The following is an 18819-nucleotide window of genomic DNA, read 5'->3' as shown; positions in this document are numbered from 1 at the left end:
TAACCGCCACAAGGCAGCCGGTAATTGCGGGTTGTTTAATCTAGGCGACTACAAGAGTTGCAGGCGACTACAAGGCTGTCGAGTCGGATGCCGCGCGGATACGACGAGCTTGTTTCAGGTACAGAGTCAGTTCGCGAGCTGGCAGTGGCTTGCTGTAGAAGTAGCCCTGACCTTCATGACAACCTTCACTGATGATGTAGGCTTCCTGGCCTGCGGTCTCAACGCCCTCGGCAATGACTTGCATGCCTAAGCTTTTGCCCAGTTGGATGATGGCGCGGACGATGGTCGCGTCGTCTTCATCCTCAAGCAAGTCCTGGACAAAGCTTTTATCAATCTTGATCTTGTCCAGCGGCAGACTTTTCAGATAACTCAATGACGAATAACCGGTACCGAAGTCGTCAATCGCGATGAGTGCGCCTGCGCGGCGTAGGCTAAGCAAGTGCTGAGCCGCGGTGCTGATGTCTTCCATCAGGCCGGTCTCAGTCACTTCAAGTTCAAGGCTGCGCGCAGGCAAGCGGTACATTTGCAGCAAGTTATTAACCATTCTCGGCAATTCCGCGTGATGCAGTTGCACGGTGGAAAGGTTGACTGCCATGCGCAATTGGTTGAAGCCTTGGTCATGCCATTCGCGCAGTTGTCGGCACGCTTGATCAAGTACCCATTCACCAATTGCAATGATGCTGCCGTTTTGCTCTGCCAGCGGGATGAACTGGTCGGGTGGAATTGAGCCAAGCTGCGGATGCTCCCAGCGCAGCAAGGCTTCAACGCCGACCGTATGCTTGGCCTGATAGCTGATTTGCGGCTGATAGACCAGATGTAGTTGATTGCCCTCAAGCGCTACGCGCAGGTCTTTTTCCAGCTCACGCAAGCGGCGCATTTCGCTGTCTACGCTGGCTATGTAGAACTGGTAACGGTTACGTGAGCGACTCTTCGCCAGCGTCATGGTTTGCTCGGCTTTTTGCAGCAGCTTTTCAGTGCTGTCGCCGTCTTCGGGGAACAGGGTAATGCCGATCGTTGCGCGCAGGTGCACCGGCTGGTCATCGAGAATGAACGGGTTGCTTAAGTCATCCAAAACGTTTTGTGCCAGTTCGGCAGCCTCGTAAGGTTGCTCAATATCCGCCTGGACCAAGGCGAATTGGTCGCCGCCCAGTCGCGCCAATGCGCCGAGTCGTCCGCCGTGACCGCGCAAACGGTCAGAAAGCGCCAGCAATAGCTTGTCACCGGCTTGGTAACTGTATTGCTCATTGATCCCTTTAAAGTCATCCAGGCCTACGCACAGTACAGCGACGCGGCGCTGCAGACGGCCCGCATCATTTAATATCTGATCAAGTTGATGCTGCAACTGCTGACGATTCGGCAGGCCCGTGAGGAAGTCATATTGAGCCATGCGCTGCAGGCTGTTCTCCGCCTCGTGGCGCAGGCTGGTGTTGCGCTCGATGGATTCGAGTAACTGGTTCGCAGTGTTGACCCATAAACCCAACTCATTGTGCTCGTTACCTTTGATCATCGGCAGTTTGTGAGCGCTGGGTCGGTCAGGGTTAATGTGGCTTAGGTGTTCAATGATTTTGGCCAGTGGTTTGGTCAAAAACCAGTGATAGACCAAATACAACACCAAGCCCATCGCGAGCGCGCGCAACACCCCTGAAATAAAGATAATCACCGAGTTGGTGATGAAGCTTTCACCATACTCCGCAGTGTCGAGAGTGATGTTGAGGTCGCCGTAGTATTCGCTGTACGGGCCTTTGCCCACGAGGTGGGTTGAGAATTTTTGCTCTTTGCCGAGAATAGGATCAGTCAGCCAGCGTGTGGAGATATCTACCGATGGCCGTTCGCGCTCTGCGAGCATTGGTTCGTTCGGGTGGCCGATCGAAGCCATTTGCACGGACTCATGTTGAAACAGGCCTTCGATAACTTGCATGCCCATTTCCCGGTCCAGGCTATACACCGCCTGAGTCGAGGGGTCGCGGAACATCCCGAGGATGCGATGGGCGTCGTTCGCCACAGCCTGCTTGGTTTTATAGGCGTCAAAGACAATCTGCGCACAGCTTAGAACCACACCGACAATTAATGCTGAGAGCAGCACTACGCGGAGTAATCTCAGTGACAGTCTATGCTTCAGTTCCAACTTCAAAAGATAGGTCCTTGTGATGCCGGCTGCAGGGAGGCGCTTTGAGTATTGGCAAGCTCAGGGTTGCAGTCAAAAAGCCATTGCTGGCTGGGTGCTTCATGGCTACTGAAATCTAGCGTTCTTTTTATAACTCTTATTGGCAGTAGCTCACTGCCACATTGGTAAAAGTTTACTCTGCTTTTAATTTGTTACGCGGACTTTCTAGCATAGTACTTTCAGTGAGATGGCGTTTGGCCATCTTTTGTTACGCTACCTACATCTATAAAATAGTGCAAAAAAAAACCCGGCGATTGCCGGGTTTTTTTCAACAAGCACAAGGCCTGTTATGGCGCTGACATTAAGCGGCGAAGTTTTTCGCAACGAAATCCCAGTTCACCAAGTTCCAGAAAGCTTCTACATACTTCGGACGCGCATTGCGGTAGTCGATGTAGTAAGCGTGCTCCCAGACGTCGCAAGTCAGCAGCGGAGTATCACCGCTGGTCAGCGGGCAGCCAGCACCAATAGTGCTAGCCAGTGCCAGGGAACCATCAGCTTTCTTGACCAGCCAGCCCCAGCCAGAACCGAAAGTACCGATCGAAGTCTTGCTGAACTCTTCTTTGAACTTGTCGAACGAACCGAACGCGGAGTTGATCGCGTCGGCCAGTGCGCCAGTAGGCTGACCGCCACCGTTAGGGCTCAGGCAGTTCCAGTAGAAGGTGTGGTTCCAGATTTGTGCAGCATTGTTGAAAACACCACCCGAAGAAGTCTTGATGATTTCTTCTAGCGTTTTGCCTTCAAACTCGGTGCCAGGCACCATGTTGTTGAGGTTCACAACGTATGTGTTGTGATGCTTGCCGTAGTGGTAATCCAGAGTCTCGGCGGAAATGTGCGGCTCGAGGGCATTTTTCTCGTACGGCAGCGGTGGCAATTCAAAAGCCATGGTTAATCTCCTACTCAGGTCATGTGCGGTGAGCGCAAGGCCGATCACGGACGGCCATACAATACAGACTGTGTGAAAAAGACTGCGTTCGGCGCTGAGACGATTTAACCGGACAAAAGCTACAGGTTGACGCTATGTCACCTGCAGCCAGTCAGTTTTCGCTGCGCTCTCTACATTTTTCACATAAGACTGTTCGCGTCGATGTTAACTGTTTTAGAGCCTGTTCACCGTATGGGCAGGCTCGCAACGACGCAGACCAACGATCATAGCATCGGCATTGCGCCATAACCACGCAACAACTGTGTGGGAAAGCATCTGCAGTGGAGGTTTCAGCTCTTGCTGTAGTGAATAGTGTCGGCTGAATCTTCAGGTCACTTCGCTCAGGAGTTGCCAGGCAATGCTGAACATCATCAACGCAACGCCTACATCAATCAGCCGCCAGGTGAGCGGTCGGGCCAGCCACGGCGCTAGCCAAGCTGCACCCAGTGCGAGGCTCAGAAACCACAGGAACGACGCGCTCGCTGCGCCCATCACATAAGCACCGGGCACTGTTTGCTGGGCGCCGAGTGAGCCAATCAGCAGCACTGTATCGAGGTACACATGTGGGTTGAGCAGGGTGACGGCGAGTGTCGTCAGAATAACTGCTTTCAAAGAACGTGGCAGCGGCGAGCCACCTTGATCCAATGCATCTGGACGCCAGGCACGGCGCAGAGCCTGGCTGCCGTACCAGAGTAGAAATGCTGCGCCGCCCCAGCGCGCAATGCCCATCAAAGTCGGGCTTTGGCTGAGGACTGCGGCCAAGCCAAACACCCCGGCTGCAACCAAAATTGCATCGCAGGCAATGCACAACAGTGCTGCGGGCAGATGGTGTTCACGGCGCAGACTTTGTGCGAGGACAAAGGCGTTTTGCGCACCAATCGCCATGATCAGGCCGATCGCTATCAGCAAACCGTTTGAATAGCTTTGCCACATGATTTTACTCCTGCGAAACAGATTGAAGGCTCAGCTGTTGCAGAACCTCCAAGGCGCGTTGCCCTTGGTTGATGTCGACAAAAATATGGTCATGGTAATAACCGGCAATCACGTTGCAGCTGATGCTGTGTTTGGCCAGCGCATTGGCAAACGCTGCAGTTAGGCCGACGGCGCTGAGTGCAGAGTGAACTTCCAGGGTGAGCCACGCTGCGACGTAGTCCGTCTCGAGTGAGAGTTGTTGCGCTTGCGCCTGAGAAATAATCACCGTGAGCCCTTCGTGTTCACGAAAGCTGCCAAGCGGCTCGATATTGCCCAGCTGCTTTAGCGACTCAATGCTGCAAAACACATAGGCACCAGGGTTTAAGGTTGGCTTCATGCTTTGCAGCAGCGATTGCAGCGATGTTTCGCCTGACATGACTGGATTCCTGTTGATTGGATGTAGCCAGTTTGGGTGATTCGGCTGTATAAGGAAAAGCAATCTTGCTCATGCATCATTAGGAAAACTGATTTGTTTGATTACAAGTTACTTGCCGCTTTAGCTGCGGTTGTCGAACAGGCAGGGTTTGAGCGCGCCGCGCAAGTGCTGGGCTTGTCACAGTCGGCGGTATCGCAGCGGGTCAAGTTGCTGGAAGCGCGTGTCGGCCAGCCGGTGCTGGTGCGCGCCACGCCGCCAACACCAACGGATGTGGGGCGGCGTTTGCTCAATCATGTGCAACAAGTTCGTTTGCTTGAGCGAGACCTGCAGGGACAGGTGCCGGGCTTGAATGAAAACGGCACGCCGGAACGTTTACGGGTTGCATTGAATGCAGACAGTTTGGCCACGTGGTGGGCGGGTGCGGTTGGACAGTTCTGTGCCGATAAGCACTTGCTACTGGAGCTGGTGGTTGAGGACCAGGACGTGGGTTTAAAGCGTATGCGCGCAGGTGACGTTGCCGCCTGTGTCTGTGCCACGGACCGACCTGTGGCAGGCGCTCGCAGTGTATCGTTGGGTTCGATGCGGTATCGGGCGTTGGCCAGTCCAGCGTTTATTCATCGTCATTTCAGCCACGGCTTCAGTGCTCAGACACTGGCTAAGGCTCCGGCAATCGTATTTGGGCCTGATGATTTTCTGCAACATCGTTATCTGGCGACGCAGGGTATCGAAGGGGGCTTTGCACATCATCTGTGTCCTTCATCCGAAGGCTTCTTGCGCTTGGCTCAGGCAGGGTTGGGGTGGGGCTTGGTGCCTGAACAGCAAGTGGTCAATGAACTGGCCAGTGGCGAATTGGTTGAATTACAGCCGCAGAAGCCGATTGATGTGCCGCTGTATTGGCACCATTGGCGTAACGGCGGCGAGTTGCTCAATCAGCTCACCGATCACCTGCTCAACGCCGCACGTGTGAGCCTGATTGCTACAAAAGCTTCTGGCAGTAATTAACTAATAGTAATTTTGCCTGAGCCCGGCAATTGCTCAATAACGCGCTCACCGAGCAGTCTCGATGGGGTGAAATAGCCGCCATCGCCCTGATACTCAAGCAGATACTGCACTGCATGCAGCGCGCCGTGCACTGTCACATCGTATCCATTGGCGGTTTGTAGCTGAGCCGTTTTGACTTCACCTGTGGCGTTGCGTACTTCACCCCAAACCCAAGTACGCAGATTTTGACGCTGAATTTCAGTCGGGCCTTTAATGAATTTTTCGACCAAACCCTTCAAGCCGTTCTGGATCACGTTCAGGCCAAACAGTTTACGTATCGGGCTGAGCAACGCCATGCTGATAGCTACAGCTGAGGGGGCTGGCAAATAGACCTCAATATTGCCAATGCCAGTTGAGTGGTAGGCGGTTGAAACATCGCCCCATGGAATGGTCACTGCTGCTTTGGTGCCCCGTCCAAAATCGATCTGGCGGCGCTTATAGCCCAACGGAACGTCGGTAACTATACCGGCGCGGCGGATTTTGCCACCCAGGCTCAAACCTTCAATTGTGGTTTTCGCGGTACCTGGGGACAGCCCGCTGGCGGTTTCAAAGCCCAAGGCTAAGTGCGTCGCGTCAGGCATGGCTTGATGCAAACAGGCCGCAATGCAGTCAGTCGGTATGACATCAAAGCCAACACCAGGGCAGAGCACCACGCCAGCCTCACGCGCTTGCCGGTCGCGGGCAAATGCACCTTCAAATACGCTGATTTCACCGGTGATATCAACATAGTGGGTTTTGCTGGTCAGGCAGGCTGAAATAATCGCTGCGCTGGTTGCCGAGAATGGACCAGCGCAGTTAGTAATTACTGCAACATCAAGCAAGGCGTTGGCAGTTTGGTCCTGTTGTTGTGGGTCGAAAATCCTGCACTCAAGACCGAGAAGCGTGCCAAGCGCATGAATGGCTCCGGGATTGCGGCCAGCCAATATTGGCGTCATTCCTTGGGAGGCTGCCTGGGAAGCAATCAGGTGGCCGGTATAGCCGTTGGCCCCATAAATCATCCATTTGTTTTTAGTCATGCGCTAGTCCCTTCAGTCCAGTCGGCTAGCCTGTAGCGTAGCAGATTGCAATAAACCGGATTTTAAACCGGCTTTTGCGGAACTTAGTCGGTATTTACCCCAGACTTACAACAAGTTCTTGATGTCTGAGCTAAAGGTTGGGTAGGCATAAAACTGATCTTTAAGCTGAGCGCGGGTGATGTTGAAGCGCATTGCCAGAGCAATCAGGTTTATCAGCTCTTCACCTTGATGACCCAGTATATGCGCGCCAAGAATCAGGTCAGTGTTCTTATCGATAATGATTTTCGCCCACGCATGCTTGGCCAGCACATTCTGACTGGAAAACCAGTCAGTCATGTCATTGCAGACAACTTCAATAGAAGCTTTTGAGTCACGTGCTTCTTTTTCGGTCAGGCCGACACTGCTCAATGCAGGAATGGTGTAAACCGAGGTAGGCAGTACCCGGTAATCGCTGGTTTGTTTGTGGCTGTTAAGAATGTTGTTGCCAACAATTTGTCCCTCATAAGTGGCGACGGGGGACAACTGCGGTGTGGTGGCGAGTGCATCGCCAGCCACCCATACGTGCTTGTTGGAAGTCGACTGGAAGTTTGCATTGACCTCAATGCGTGCGCCGTCATGACTGATTCCAGCTGCTTCGAGGTTGAGTCCTTCGATATTGGCGACGCGGCCTGCGCCGTTGATCACGGTATCTGCATTGAGTACCAGCGCTTTGCCCTGATGTTGGATGTGTACGGCCAGGCTGTCTGCGCTCTGGGTGATTTTTTCAACGTTAACGCTGGTTTTAACAATAATGCCAAGTGCTTCTGTGGCGGCTTGCAGTGCAGCAACGGCGTCAGCATCAATACGCGGCAGTAACTGCGGCATCACTTCAATAATAGTGACCTTGGCGCCCGCACGGGCATACACATGGCTGAACTCAAGCGCGATAACACCGCCACCAATAAACACAACTTCCTTAGGCGGTTGAGAGTTGGAGAGCACCTCATCAGAGGTGATCATCAGTTCGGCGCCAGGTATCGGTAACGGGCGGGTTTTCGAGCCGGTGGCGATGATGATGTGCTCGGCTTCAAGCACCTGGCCGTTCACTTCAACCTGGTTTGTTCCTACAAACTTGCCTTGCCCGGCGAACACTGTGCCGCGCTTCTCGGCCACACCTTTCATCGCGCTCGGGATATGATCAATCATCTTATTCTTGCGCGTAATCAAGGCTGCCCAATCGATCGTTGGCTTGCCAATGCTGATACCGTGGCCTGCAGCTTTGCTAATTTCGTCGAGTGATTTGGCCGCTGCGACCAGCACTTTTTTCGGGGTGCAGCCACGGTTTGGGCAGGTGCCACCAAACTCGGCCTGCTCAATGAACGCGATGGTTTTATTGGCTTTGGCCAGTACTGCCGAAACGCCAAAGCCTGCGTTACCACCGCCAATAATAATGGCGTCAAATTTCTCGGACATTCGAGCATCCCTTCAGTCGATATGTTGTATGGCCAGTACCACGAGTTCACCTATACGCACGCTATTGTGTGTAACGTAAAACGGGGCGAGGCCAAGGCGTCACGCCGACTCTAACAGGTCGTCAGTTGCCAATTGTGATGCTTCAGGGAGCATGAACTTACGGCGGCTGTACCGGCTGCCGCGATCAGACTTAGTGTAGTTGCTTTTCGGAATACTCCTACAGGCGACCTTCAATTGGGTGGTTTACCCTCCGGCGCAACGTTCAATCGCGGTATTAAATCTGTATGCGCCAGCCGGCGGCCTATAGCTAGGCAGCCCAAGTTTCGTATTAGGATTTAAGTAATGGTTGGTGAGTAAAGATAGATTCGAGGTAGCTATGTCAATTAAAAGCAATGAAGTTAAGTTTGGCGATATCACTATCAAAATTTTAAGCAACAGTGATGACCTTACCGTTTCCGAAATTGAAATTCCGGCCGGTGCGATCGCGACGCCACACAATCATCCTCATGAAGAGGTGAACTATGTGATCAGCGGTAAGCTTGATTTTATGTCTAACGGTGAAACCGTCACCCTGCAGACTGGGCAATCAATCACGATCGCTCCAAATCAGCTGCATAATATTACCAACTCCTCGAGCGAGGCCGGTGTTGTCCTTAGCGTTTGGACACCTTCGCGTAAGGATTTGATTGCCAAGTTGGCATAAGCTCAACGAGTTGAACGGAGCGCTGCAGTAGCTGCGCTCTTATGCATAATATTTATCAAGAAGTAATAAACGCGTTTTTGCTTAATTCCTCCTGTTTCGCAAAGAAACCAAGCCTTGTTCGCAGATTGATTGACGTGTGAGGTTTGAATAAGTGACTCAATAAAGCAACGCTGCTAGAACCGCTTTCCAAGCGACTTGTTATGGCGTTGACTTGCCCACTGCTCGCCCAGTAATGGTGGCTGCAGCAACGCTTGCTAATAGGCTCGTTCTTCGACGGTTGCTTAACGGCTCGATCGGTCGTGGATCTGGCATGTTAAGACAACGTATCTGGCAAGCCACGCTGCTACAGTAGAGCATCAGTCGATAACAATAATTAAGGGTGTTCAATGAAAATTCTCGTCACCGGCGCAAGCGGTTTTATCGGCGGACGCTTTGCTCGCTTCGCCCTAGAACAGGGTTTGCAGGTGAGAGTCAACGGACGCAGGCCTGAGGGTGTTGAGCATCTGATCAAGCGCGGTGCCGAATTTATTCAGGGCGACCTGAGTGAGCCTGAGTTGGCGCTGGCGTTATGTGATGATGTTGAGGCGGTGGTGCATTGTGCTGGCGCAGTTGGCGTGTGGGGCAAGTACGAGCATTTTCATCAGGCTAACGTAATCGTCACAGAGAACATTATCGAAGCCTGCTTGAAAAAACATGTGCGACGCTTGGTGCATTTATCTTCACCGTCGATTTATTTCGATGGCCAGTCACATATCAATATCAACGAAGAACAGGTGCCCAAACGGTTTTCCGATCATTACGGCAAAACCAAATACCTGGCTGAACAGCAGGTATTTGGCGCACAGGAGTTTGGCCTTGAAGTGCTGGCGGTACGCCCGCGTTTTGTTACGGGGGCTGGGGATACCAGCATTTTTCCGCGCTTGATCAACATGCACCGCAAAGGTCGCTTGTCGATTATCGGTAATGGCCTGAACAAGGTTGATTTCACCAGCGTGCACAATCTTAATGACGCCTTGTTTAGCTGCCTGCTGGCTGCCGGTCCTGCCTTGGGCAAGGTCTACAACATCAGTAACGGTGCGCCAGTACCGCTGTGGGATGCGGTCAACTATGTGCTGCGTCAGATGGGCCAGCCACAGGTTACTCGGCACTTGCCATACTGGCTTGCCTACAGCGCCGCGACCCTGAATGAAAGTGTCTGCAAGCTAATTCCGGGGCGACCGGAACCTACCCTGTTTCGCTTAGGCGTTGCGGTGATGGCCAAGGACTTCTCGCTGGATATCAGCCGAGCGCGTGAGCTACTCGATTACGACCCGCAAGTCAGCGTATGGACCGCGCTGGATGAGTTTTGCCAATGGTGGCAAGCCCATCAGCAGGGTTGACCAGCCAAGCACCCAAGGCTCTCAAGCGTAGACGCGTTGGCCGCGGTACATGCGCAATGAACCGGTAGGCGCTTTAGGCTGAATCGGCGCGATATCGGTCTGCAAAGGCTTACTTGGCGGTGCAAATGCGTTGGGATTATCACTGAACTGCGCCAGCTTTTGACCCAGTTGGCGGGTGTCTTCGTTGCTGGAACTCAGGCAAGCACTTAGCATCGCGGTAATTGTGTCAGGTTGGCTGAGCCGAATATCAATCGACATTTCCTCACGCAAGCGTCGACGTAAGCTTTGCATGCAATCGAGTACAGCTTTATTCAACTCCATTGTTGATCCTCGTAACTATCAGGTTCTTTTTATGTCAGGAACTAGGTACGGGCAGACACCGCTTTCATTGCGTCTTGGCTGTGTTCAGGTCGATGCAAGGTGCATACCAGATCACATAATGAGGAACTGTGCGGCTTCTGGCAGGTCGATCTGCTGAAGATTTGAACGGCTTCGGTGCGGCTTGCACTGGCTTGGCGCAAAACTGCTTACAGCTCTGCGAGTCGTTATACTAACCGTCGTCTGCATGCGGCACTCGAACCAGTGCCCGGCAGTTGTTGGCTCAGCCCGCGTTGCGATGCATCAGGCGGGCGCTGCGATCCCAAGGCTTTGCAGTCCTTTCAGTGTTTTTTGTTTGAAGGTTTAACCATGCGTAACGATGCAAATGATGAACTTGATGATGTGCCGAGCTTGTCTGCCGGTACGCGTGAGGAAGAGGAATATGTGGCGCCGCGTCGTGAACCGGCGCCTGAGGTGATTCGCTCGACCCCGCATGCTCCTGCCGCGCAGGTAAAAGCTGCGAGCACAGGCCCATTGTGGGCGTTGGTGGGGGCCTTGATGATCGCTTTCGCCGGCTTGGGCTGGTGGAGCTTCCAACAGATCAACCTGATGGAGCAGCAGTTAGTAGCCACCCAAGAGAGCTTTGCCCGAATCAGTGAAGAAGCCGCAGGGCGGATCAAGGACATCTCCGGCAAAGTGGTTGCCACTGAGTCTTCCGTTACCTCTGGCAGTGAAGCGCTCAAGCTGCAAGTCAAGCAGCTGGAAGGCAAGCTGGCCGAGCTGAACAAGCAACAACAAGGCAGCAGCGGACAGCAGGGTGACCTGAGCAAGCGCTTTGAGCAAGTCAGCGGTGACCTCAAGGCACAGCAAGAGGCTAACGCTGAATTAAGCAAAGCGTTGAAGGCGTTGGCTGCTGAGCAGGCCACATTGAGCGATGCCCAGGCTGAATTGAAAAGCGTGGTGACCAATCAAGACAAGCTATCGACTCAGATCAAAGCGCTCAACACTGATGTGCAGGCCCTGAAAAAGGTGGAGAGTCCAACTCGAGCGATTAATGATTTGCAGGATGAATTGCTGGTGCTGAAAAGTACCCTGGACAATCGTCCGGCGCCGAAGAGTAATACCACCGAGTTTGATGCTTTCCGGGCTCAGGTAACACGCACCACCAGTACCTTGCAGGCGCAGATCCGTAATTTGCAGGATCAAATCGACGCCAGATAATGCTTTTCCGTAGACCTAAAAAACCCGCTGATGCGGGTTTTTTAGTGATTAATGACGCTAATTACAGGCGTGGGTAATCGATGTAACCAACGGGGCCAGAGCCATAGAAGGTTTCTGGTTGTGGCTCGTTGAGTGGCGCGTCAGTTTGCAGCCGAGCTGGTAAGTCAGGGTTGGCAATGAACGGTATGCCGAAGGCGATTGCATCGGCTTTACCGCTTGCCAGCCACTCATTGGATTGCGCTTTGGTGAAGCGCTCGTTGGCAATAAACACGCCGCCGAAGGCTTGCTTGAGGCTTGGCGACAGGCTGTCGTCTGCAGCTTTTTCACGGGCGCAGATGAAGGCAATACCGCGCTTGCCCAGCTCGCGAGCAACGTAGGTAAAGGTTTCACTGCGCTGTGAGTCACCCATGTCATGGGAGTCTGCACGTGGCGCCAAGTGGACACCGACACGGCCAGCGCCCCATACCGAGATGACTGCGTCAGTCACCTCGAGCAGCAAGCGGGCGCGGTTTTCAATCGAGCCGCCGTAACGGTCAGTACGCTTGTTGGTGCTGTCCTGCAGGAATTGGTCGAGCAGATAACCATTGGCGCCGTGGATTTCCACGCCATCAAAGCCAGCCGCTTTGGCGTTTTCTGCACCTTGACGGTAGGCCTCGACAACGTCATCAAGCTCTTCAGTTTCCAGCGCGCGCGGCACGGGGTAGTCACGCAGCGGGCGAAGCAGGCTGACATGGCCGTTGGCTGCGATTGCACTGGGGGCAACCGGCGCTTCGCCGTTGAGGAAGCTTGGGTCAGAGATTCGGCCTACATGCCACAGTTGCAGGACAATTTTGCCGCCATTGGCGTGAACCGCGTGAGTGATGTTGCTCCAACCGCGTATTTGCTCGTCAGACCAGATCCCCGGAGTGTTGGCATAACCGACGCCCATTGGCGTGACGGCAGTGGCTTCCGAGATGATCAGGCCAGCACTGGCACGTTGCACGTAATACTCAGCCATCAGCGCATTAGGCACCCGGCGTTCATCTGCACGGGCACGGGTGAGTGGCGCCATGATGATGCGGTTGCTCAGTTCAAGGTCACCAATTTTGATTGGATCAAACAGTGTCGTCATTGCAGAGTTCTCCATCAGGTTTATTCGTTGAGTGCAAAAGCTGCAGTCGGTTCAGTGGCAGGTATTGCGTCAGGACGACGCGAGTTGTAAGTCAGTAACAGTGCAAGCAGGGCCAGAACAGCCAAGGCTGCTGCGGCGAAAGGCACGCGGGTGAGGCCGTAACCCTGGGCGATTACCACGCCGCCGAGCCAGGCGCCAAGAGCGTTGCCGACGTTAAATGCACCGATATTCAGGGTTGAGACCAGGTTCGGAGCGCCGCCGCCAAAGGTCACCACATTGACCTGCAACGCAGGCACGGCGGCAAAGGCAGCCACGGCCCAGAAGAACAGAGTGATCTCTGCGGGGACCAAGGCTTGGCTGGTCCAGCTAAACAGCGTTGAGATAGTCGCCATGGAAGCGAAGACAGTAATCAGGGTGTATTTCAGATGGCGATCGGCGAACCGCCCGCCGAGCACATTGCCGAGGGTCAAGCCAAGGCCAATCAGCAAAAGCGTCAAGGTGATGCCTTTGGGGGAGACACCGGTAACTTCACCAAGCAGCGGGGCGATATAGGTGAACAGGGCGAACATCGAGGCTGAGAACAATACGGTGGTGCTCAACGCCAACCATAATCCACTGTTGTTGAGGGCACGAATCTCACTGCGCAGGTCAGCTTTTTCAGCGTCCTGCTGGTTTGGCAGATAACGCCACAAACCAATCAAGGCGAATATGCCGATCAGGGTGACGGCCCAGAATGTTGAGCGCCAGCCGGCCATTTGGCCGAGGGCTGTGCCCAGCGGCACGCCAAGTACGTTGGCCAAGGTCAAACCGGTGAACATCAAGGCAACTGCTGAGGCGCGGCGGTTAGCGGGCACCAAGCTGGCTGCGACAACCGAGCCAATCCCGAAGAAGGCGCCGTGGCACAGTGCTGTGACGATGCGAGCGGCCATCAGCATTTGATAATCCGGGGCCAGTGCGCAGAACAGGTTGCCGGCGATGAATATGCTCATTAGCGTCATCAACGCGGCTTTGCGTGGCCAGCTTGAGGTCGCCAGTGCCATGATCGGCGCCCCAATTGCCACGCCGAGTGCGTAACCGGTTACCAGCCAGCCTGCACCGGGAATCGAAACCGATAAGTCTGTTGCAACCTCGGGCAACAAACCCATGATTACAAACTCTGTGGTGCCAATGGCAAACGCAGATAAAGCAAGAACGATTAGCGCAATGGGCATGCCCGCGACTCCGCTATAAATAAAATTTTGGTTGAACGATCAGGCAGTCAAAGCTGTTGGCTGAGTTGCGTCAGGAATGCTTGGATGGTGTCTTCATTGCGTTTGAAAAAATGCCACTGTCCAATCTTCTTGCTGGTGATAAGACCCGCTTGTTGCAAGGTGCGCAGGTGCGCTGACACGCTCGACTGTGAAAGCCCGGTGCGCTGGTCAATCTTGCCGGCACAGACACCGATTTCGAGCGGATGGTCCTGGTCAGCAAAATACGCTTCAGGGGTTTTCAGCCAGGCCAGAATGTCGCGGCGAACTGGATGGGCCAGTGCTTTGACGATTTCATCGATGTCGAGCTGTTGGGTGGTGCTCATGTAACAGGCTCCGTGATCAGCAGTTGGCTGATCGGTGTTATATCGGCTTGAAACAAACTGTATATCGTGTTTGAACGATATACAGATCGTTTGTAGCGATACTCTTCATCGACAGCACTGATAAATAGTGCGGACTGTCCGCAATGTGGTTTGCAGTTTTACCGGAATGCCAATATTGCAGAACCTCAAGAACAGGTAAGCTGACGGCATGAACTACCTTGCCCATCTCCACCTCGGCGGTAACGCACCGGCACAATTGCTTGGCAGTCTTTATGGCGACTTTGTCAAAGGTCCGCTTGCCGGTCAGTGGCCAGCCGATATCGAAGCGGCGATCCGCCTGCATCGACGTATTGATGTGTTTACCGACAGCCATCTGCTGCTGTTACAGGCTCGCGCACGTTTTCCTGAGGCGCGCAGACGCTATTCCGGCATCTTGCTGGATGTGTTCTTTGACCATTGTCTGGCCTTGAACTGGAAGCAATTCAGCGATGAGCCTTTGGCGCAATTCACCGGGAGGGTCTATCAGGTGTTGACCGATGAGCCTGAGCTTCCAGAACGCTTGGCGTACATTGCACCGCGGATGGCGGCGCAGGACTGGCTCGGTAGTTACACTGACTTTAGTGTGCTGGAGCAGGTGATTTACGGCATTCAGCGGCGTTTGTCGCGGCCTGATGGCTTGGATGGCTCGATGCGTGAGCTGGAGCAGTTGTACGAGCCGTTGATGGATGATTTCCAGCAGTTCTACCCGCAGTTGCAAGCTTACGTCGACTTGCAACTCGCAGAGGCGGCTAAACGTTAAGCGGCTTCGAGTTCGCTGTTGTCAACCACCGGCTCTACGCTTGCGCCAAACAGCGCTGCCGATATTGCCGCTTGAGCCTGACGAGCCAAGGCATTGCGGTTCAGGTTGCTGCTTTCGATAGGCTTTAACAGTTGAATTTCTACCTGTGCAACGTCACTGTGGAACAGGCGTAGCAAGTGCGAAAGCATATCGTCATCACCAATAAACGGGGCGATCTCGTCGCGTTCGCCGTTGCGCAGATAACGAATCGCCACCGGTTGCAGCGCTACCGATGTATCGATTGCGCTGCTCAGTAAGCGGCCGTGAAAGGTGCGTACCGCCTGACCGTCGGTGGTGGTGCCTTCCGGGAACATCAACAGGTTGCGCGATTGCTGCAAGTGACGGCTGAGCTGTTGATTCAGCACCGTGCTATCACCCGCGCCACGGCGAATAAATAAGGTGCCGGCTTTTTGCGCCAGCCAGCCAGCTACCGGCCAGCTGCGCACTTCAGCTTTGGATAAGAATGAAAGCGGCGCGAGCATGCCGAGCAGCGGAATATCGGTCCAGGAAATGTGATTGCTGACCCACATCATTGGCGTTTCAGGCCGCTCCCCGCTGACCTTGATGCTAAAGGGCAGGGCGGCGCTAAGACGTGCCATAAACCAGCGGGTCAGACGTTGCCGGGTACTCATCAAATCATGTTTAACCATGCGTTCGATCAAGCTGATCACTGCTGCCATCAAGGTGCCGAGGGCAATGACCGCAAGTAAGCGCAACAGGCGAAGATAAAGACGCAGTTTAATCATGTGAGTTCCAGGCTGGCGGGTGACGACGCGCCTGAGTGTACAAGGCGCGGGTGTTTATGTGCAGTCACCGATTTAGCAGAGATGGCGCCCCGCATGCGCAGTACAGACCGAGGCGCTAACCATTTATGGTCAACCAACAGCTTTGAAGTGGCGGGCGTAACGTGGGCACAGTTCGTCACGTTTTAACAGAATGAACACGTCGGCCACTTGAAAGTCTGGGTCCCAGCACGGCTCGCCACAAATCTTCGCACCCAAGCGCATATAAGCTTTGAGCAGAGGCGGCATCTCGGCAATGATATTGCCGGGTAGATCAAGACCCGGCAGCGGTGTTTTCGGCTCGGCGCGCAGGTGTTCGGTGCACAGGTACCGCTCGCGCAAACGCTGCATGATGGCTTGGGCTTGAATACCGCCGTCCTGCATCGGAATGCTCGCACACCCCATCAAATAGCTGTAGCCGCCTTCATTGAGCACCTCCGCCAACTCGCTCCAGAGCACCGCGATAGTGCCGCCATTGCGATACGCCAAGTCAACGCAGGTACGACCAATTTCCAGCACCGGACCTTGAAGATGAGCCAAGCCATGCAGGCTGAATTCTTCTTCGCTGTAGAAGCGGCCTAAGCTGGCAGCTGCCTGATGATCGAGCAGACGAGTGGTGGCAACCAGTTGACCGCTATTGAGGTCCCTTACACCAATGTGGCTGCAGTGAACGTCGTAATCATCCATGTCCAGACCGAGTTCTGCGCCCTTGAGCTTTGCATCAAACTCACTGCTGAATACGCGATAGCGCAGTGCCTGGGCCTCTTTAAGCGCGGCATTGCCAATCAATCGTTCAGCTTGCAAGCGGCGAGTTGCAGTGCTTTTGTCATGCGCTACCTGGGTCATAACGTTCTCTCCGTTAGCCGACTGTTGTCTGTGCTGTTGTCAAACCTTGTGGTTTAAAAACTGGCGCGGTGCCTTTCAGTCGATCAGTCTTGTTAGGCAAGCTCAGGCTAAGTAGGGTGGGTGTCACCACTGTGAAGTTTTAGTGATGCTTGTGTGACAGCGGCCGCTTGCTCAACTCATAACTGAAAAGGATTAGCCAATGCTCTGGGATAAATTGTTGCAACCGCACCAACACATGCCTGCCGGGCTTGCGCTCGATGAATGGTATTCGGCGTTGCTTGAGCGCTTGGCCAATCCGTCAGCATTTGAGTTAGCCGTGCTCGGCGGAAACCTTGCGCCAACTCCGGGCATGGCATTTCTGGCTGGTTATCAAGGTGCATTGCGTGCCCTCTGGCCATCCGCACCGTGGACGTTGGGCGCGCTCTGCGTGACAGAGCGTAAAAGTGTTCGCCCAGCGGATATGCAGACACGCTTGAGTCAGTTGCAACTCAGCGGCACTAAAGACTTTGTCACCGCCGGTGATGCGGCGCAGTGGCTGTTAGTGGCTGCGCGAGAGGAGGCTGAGGGTGAGCCGCCGCAAGTGGCTGTTACGGTGGTGGAGAGTGGTAGTACAGGTGTGTTGGTTGAGCCATTACCTGCGCTGAAGTTTATCCCCGATGTCAGTCATGCACGGTTGACGCTTGAGGATGCCAAGTGTGAGCGCCTTCCGGGTGATGGCTTGGCTGACTATGTAAAACCCTTTCGCAGCATCGAAGATCTGCATGTGCTGGCGGCGGTCAGTGCGTGGCTGTTTGGCGTTGGCCAAAATTCAGCTTGGCCGACTGCTTTGCAGTTGCGCTTGCTTGGACTCTTGAGTGGCTGCGCTGAGGTCAGCAAAATGAAAGCCAATGCCTCAACCACGCATGTGTTTCTCGGCGGCCTGTTTGCCCAATTCGCGGCGCTTAGCTCTGAGCTGGACAGTGCTTTCGCGGCCGGTGAGCCGCACTGGAAGGTTCTGTGGCAGCGTGATAAAGCGCTAATGTCGATTGCCAATAGCGCCCGTACGACACGGCTGCAAAGAGCCCAGGCGCAATTTTCCATGCCGGTTGAGTGATCCGGTCGAAGCTGTTTTTTGCACAGTTTGGTGAGGGTGCAAGATTTGTTGCGTTGAGTTGATCCAGATCAGTAATAGGCAGGCACAAGCTGGCTAATGTCGCGTCGTTTGGGGGAAGGTAAATCCATGCGCCGTGAGCCGATTGTGTTGTTTGAGAAGGACGGTCATCAGTGCCTGATGTTTGATGACCTGGTCAGTGGCGAAGGCGTGCAGTCCAATCAATTTCTGATCATCGATGATGATCAATACCTGCTGCTTGATCCGGGCGGCGACTTGACATATACGCCGCTTTCGTTGGGTTTATCCAAGTACATCCCGGTACAGGATCTAACCTATATCTTCGCTTCTCACCAAGACCCTGACATTATTTCCTCGCTGGACAAGTGGCTGCTGCATACCCGGGCTAAAGTGATTTGCTCGAAGTTATGGGCGCGATTTTTACCGCATTTAACCGCCAATTACCTGGCCATAAACCACGGTATTTCAACTTACGACCGAATTATTGCCTTACCTGATCGCGGTGAATCATTCGCCTTGGGGCGCAGTAAGCTGAAAGCCATTCCCGCGCATTTTCTGCACTCTGTGGGTAACTTCCAACTGTACGACCCGTCGAGCAAAATTCTGTTTAGCGGCGACATGGGCGCCTCGCTGGTCGATGACGCCAACCCGGTCACCGACTTCATGAATCATGTGCCAAACATGCTGGGTTTTCACCGACGCTACATGGCGAGCAACAAAGTCTGCCGGTTGTGGGTGGCGATGGTTCGGCAGATGGATATCGACATGATCGTGCCGCAACATGGGCGGCCCTTTGTGGGTAAAGAGATGATCAATGCATTTTTGTTGTGGATCGAAAACCTCGACTGCGGTTTAGATCTACTCAGCCAGGAAGACTTTCGCGAGCCGCGTTGAGAGCGCGCGATAACAATGTGCCGAATTGCCACTTAAACAGGCGCGTTCGGTGCTACTTCGGTCATATTTGCCGTGCTAGTGTGCTGCCTCGAATCTAACA

General features: G+C 54.0%; 19 protein-coding genes. 7 read left to right on the top strand and 12 right to left on the bottom strand.

Going from position 1 to position 18819, the window contains the following annotated elements:
- Positions 1-67: 67 nt before the first annotated feature.
- From B9K09_RS17465 to B9K09_RS17450, 4 genes are all read right to left on the bottom strand, one after another.
- Entirely contained in the window at positions 68-2131 is a 2064-nt protein-coding gene (locus B9K09_RS17465) for a bifunctional diguanylate cyclase/phosphodiesterase (RefSeq protein ID WP_087518016.1), read from the bottom strand.
- 334 nt (positions 2132-2465) lie between these two features.
- The gene (gene sodB, locus B9K09_RS17460; protein ID WP_087518015.1) at positions 2466-3047 is read right to left on the bottom strand and encodes a superoxide dismutase [Fe]; all 582 of its coding nucleotides are present in this window, start codon (positions 3045-3047) and stop codon (positions 2466-2468) included.
- A 366-nt stretch (positions 3048-3413) separates the two neighbouring features.
- A complete protein-coding gene (locus B9K09_RS17455) occupies positions 3414-4019 on the bottom strand; it encodes a LysE/ArgO family amino acid transporter (protein ID WP_087518014.1) in 606 nt (201 codons plus the stop codon).
- Between the two features lie 4 nt (positions 4020-4023).
- A complete protein-coding gene (locus tag B9K09_RS17450) occupies positions 4024-4434 on the bottom strand; it encodes an ACT domain-containing protein (protein WP_087518013.1) in 411 nt (136 codons plus the stop codon).
- Positions 4435-4527: 93 nt separating this feature from the next.
- Here B9K09_RS17450 and B9K09_RS17445 point away from each other — a divergent pair, with 93 nt between their 5' ends.
- A complete protein-coding gene (locus B9K09_RS17445; protein ID WP_087518012.1) occupies positions 4528-5436 on the top strand; it encodes a LysR family transcriptional regulator ArgP in 909 nt (302 codons plus the stop codon).
- On the opposite strand, the gene B9K09_RS17440 is transcribed toward B9K09_RS17445, so the two are convergent.
- Positions 5433-6491: a trans-acting enoyl reductase family protein gene (locus B9K09_RS17440; RefSeq protein WP_087518011.1), complete on the bottom strand. Its 1059-nt coding sequence runs from the start codon at positions 6489-6491 to the stop codon at positions 5433-5435. The two genes, B9K09_RS17445 and B9K09_RS17440, sit on opposite strands and share 4 nt — an antisense overlap.
- Before the next feature lie 105 nt (positions 6492-6596).
- A complete protein-coding gene (locus B9K09_RS17435) occupies positions 6597-7943 on the bottom strand; it encodes an NAD(P)/FAD-dependent oxidoreductase (protein ID WP_087518010.1) in 1347 nt (448 codons plus the stop codon).
- Between the two features lie 376 nt (positions 7944-8319).
- On the opposite strand from B9K09_RS17435, the gene B9K09_RS17430 reads away from it, so the two are divergent.
- The gene (locus B9K09_RS17430) at positions 8320-8646 is read left to right on the top strand and encodes a cupin domain-containing protein (RefSeq protein ID WP_087518009.1); all 327 of its coding nucleotides are present in this window, start codon (positions 8320-8322) and stop codon (positions 8644-8646) included.
- Positions 8647-9032: 386 nt separating this feature from the next.
- The gene (locus B9K09_RS17425; protein WP_087518008.1) at positions 9033-10025 is read left to right on the top strand and encodes an NAD(P)-dependent oxidoreductase; all 993 of its coding nucleotides are present in this window, start codon (positions 9033-9035) and stop codon (positions 10023-10025) included.
- Positions 10026-10046: 21 nt separating this feature from the next.
- Here the strand turns inward: B9K09_RS17425 and B9K09_RS17420 are convergent, their stop codons facing one another.
- Entirely contained in the window at positions 10047-10346 is a 300-nt protein-coding gene (locus B9K09_RS17420; protein WP_087518007.1) for a hypothetical protein, read from the bottom strand.
- Between the two features lie 366 nt (positions 10347-10712).
- Here B9K09_RS17420 and B9K09_RS17415 point away from each other — a divergent pair, with 366 nt between their 5' ends.
- A complete protein-coding gene (locus B9K09_RS17415) occupies positions 10713-11564 on the top strand; it encodes an ATPase (RefSeq protein WP_087519148.1) in 852 nt (283 codons plus the stop codon).
- Positions 11565-11625: 61 nt separating this feature from the next.
- Here B9K09_RS17415 and B9K09_RS17410 read toward each other — a convergent pair whose 3' ends face one another.
- The 3 genes from B9K09_RS17410 to B9K09_RS17400 are packed head-to-tail and all read right to left on the bottom strand — an operon-like array spanning position 11626 to position 14248.
- Entirely contained in the window at positions 11626-12675 is a 1050-nt protein-coding gene (locus B9K09_RS17410) for an alkene reductase (protein ID WP_087518006.1), read from the bottom strand.
- Positions 12676-12695: 20 nt separating this feature from the next.
- Entirely contained in the window at positions 12696-13886 is a 1191-nt protein-coding gene (locus tag B9K09_RS17405) for an MFS transporter (protein ID WP_087518005.1), read from the bottom strand.
- Between the two features lie 47 nt (positions 13887-13933).
- A complete protein-coding gene (locus tag B9K09_RS17400) occupies positions 13934-14248 on the bottom strand; it encodes a helix-turn-helix transcriptional regulator (protein ID WP_087518004.1) in 315 nt (104 codons plus the stop codon).
- A 208-nt stretch (positions 14249-14456) separates the two neighbouring features.
- On the opposite strand from B9K09_RS17400, the gene B9K09_RS17395 reads away from it, so the two are divergent.
- On the top strand, positions 14457-15047 hold the full coding sequence (locus B9K09_RS17395; RefSeq protein ID WP_087518003.1) for an ACP phosphodiesterase: 591 nt from the start codon (positions 14457-14459) through the stop codon (positions 15045-15047).
- On the opposite strand, the gene B9K09_RS17390 is transcribed toward B9K09_RS17395, so the two are convergent.
- Positions 15044-15832 carry a 1-acyl-sn-glycerol-3-phosphate acyltransferase gene (locus B9K09_RS17390; RefSeq protein ID WP_087518002.1) on the bottom strand — a complete coding sequence of 263 codons (789 nt, stop codon included), beginning with the start codon at positions 15830-15832 and terminating at the stop codon, positions 15044-15046. The genes B9K09_RS17395 and B9K09_RS17390 overlap by 4 nt on opposite strands.
- Before the next feature lie 129 nt (positions 15833-15961).
- Positions 15962-16714, bottom strand: coding sequence for an L-ornithine N(alpha)-acyltransferase (gene olsB, locus B9K09_RS17385; protein ID WP_087518001.1), 753 nt, complete (start codon positions 16712-16714; stop codon positions 15962-15964).
- 199 nt (positions 16715-16913) lie between these two features.
- Here olsB and B9K09_RS17380 point away from each other — a divergent pair, with 199 nt between their 5' ends.
- Positions 16914-17807: an acyl-CoA dehydrogenase gene (locus B9K09_RS17380; protein ID WP_087518000.1), complete on the top strand. Its 894-nt coding sequence runs from the start codon at positions 16914-16916 to the stop codon at positions 17805-17807.
- Positions 17808-17933: 126 nt separating this feature from the next.
- Complete coding sequence (locus tag B9K09_RS17375; RefSeq protein ID WP_087519147.1) at positions 17934-18719, top strand: MBL fold metallo-hydrolase; 786 nt, start codon at positions 17934-17936, stop codon at positions 18717-18719.
- Positions 18720-18819: the final 100 nt, after the last annotated feature.

It is taken from the genome of Pseudomonas sp. M30-35 (assembly GCF_002163625.1).
Taxonomy (GTDB): Bacteria; Pseudomonadota; Gammaproteobacteria; order Pseudomonadales; family Pseudomonadaceae; genus Aquipseudomonas.
This window is presented reverse-complemented; position numbering and strand designations above follow the sequence as displayed.

What these genes read in the sequence shown, in the direction of transcription:
- B9K09_RS17425 (WP_087518008.1), top strand. Translation starts at nt 9,033, where the DNA reads ATGAAAATTCTCGTCACCGGCGCAAGCGGTTTTATCGGCGGACGCTTT.
- B9K09_RS17450 (WP_087518013.1), bottom strand. Translation starts at nt 4,434, where the DNA reads ATGTCAGGCGAAACATCGCTGCAATCGCTGCTGCAAAGCATGAAGCCA.
- B9K09_RS17395 (WP_087518003.1), top strand. Translation starts at nt 14,457, where the DNA reads ATGAACTACCTTGCCCATCTCCACCTCGGCGGTAACGCACCGGCACAA.
- B9K09_RS17410 (WP_087518006.1), bottom strand. Translation starts at nt 12,675, where the DNA reads ATGACGACACTGTTTGATCCAATCAAAATTGGTGACCTTGAACTGAGC.
- B9K09_RS17390 (WP_087518002.1), bottom strand. Translation starts at nt 15,832, where the DNA reads ATGATTAAACTGCGTCTTTATCTTCGCCTGTTGCGCTTACTTGCGGTC.
- B9K09_RS17455 (WP_087518014.1), bottom strand. Translation starts at nt 4,019, where the DNA reads ATGTGGCAAAGCTATTCAAACGGTTTGCTGATAGCGATCGGCCTGATC.
- olsB (WP_087518001.1), bottom strand. Translation starts at nt 16,714, where the DNA reads ATGACCCAGGTAGCGCATGACAAAAGCACTGCAACTCGCCGCTTGCAA.
- sodB (WP_087518015.1), bottom strand. Translation starts at nt 3,047, where the DNA reads ATGGCTTTTGAATTGCCACCGCTGCCGTACGAGAAAAATGCCCTCGAG.
- B9K09_RS17430 (WP_087518009.1), top strand. Translation starts at nt 8,320, where the DNA reads ATGTCAATTAAAAGCAATGAAGTTAAGTTTGGCGATATCACTATCAAA.
- B9K09_RS17435 (WP_087518010.1), bottom strand. Translation starts at nt 7,943, where the DNA reads ATGTCCGAGAAATTTGACGCCATTATTATTGGCGGTGGTAACGCAGGC.
- B9K09_RS17375 (WP_087519147.1), top strand. Translation starts at nt 17,934, where the DNA reads ATGCGCCGTGAGCCGATTGTGTTGTTTGAGAAGGACGGTCATCAGTGC.
- B9K09_RS17405 (WP_087518005.1), bottom strand. Translation starts at nt 13,886, where the DNA reads ATGCCCATTGCGCTAATCGTTCTTGCTTTATCTGCGTTTGCCATTGGC.
- B9K09_RS17400 (WP_087518004.1), bottom strand. Translation starts at nt 14,248, where the DNA reads ATGAGCACCACCCAACAGCTCGACATCGATGAAATCGTCAAAGCACTG.
- B9K09_RS17440 (WP_087518011.1), bottom strand. Translation starts at nt 6,491, where the DNA reads ATGACTAAAAACAAATGGATGATTTATGGGGCCAACGGCTATACCGGC.
- B9K09_RS17420 (WP_087518007.1), bottom strand. Translation starts at nt 10,346, where the DNA reads ATGGAGTTGAATAAAGCTGTACTCGATTGCATGCAAAGCTTACGTCGA.
- B9K09_RS17415 (WP_087519148.1), top strand. Translation starts at nt 10,713, where the DNA reads ATGCGTAACGATGCAAATGATGAACTTGATGATGTGCCGAGCTTGTCT.
- B9K09_RS17380 (WP_087518000.1), top strand. Translation starts at nt 16,914, where the DNA reads ATGCTCTGGGATAAATTGTTGCAACCGCACCAACACATGCCTGCCGGG.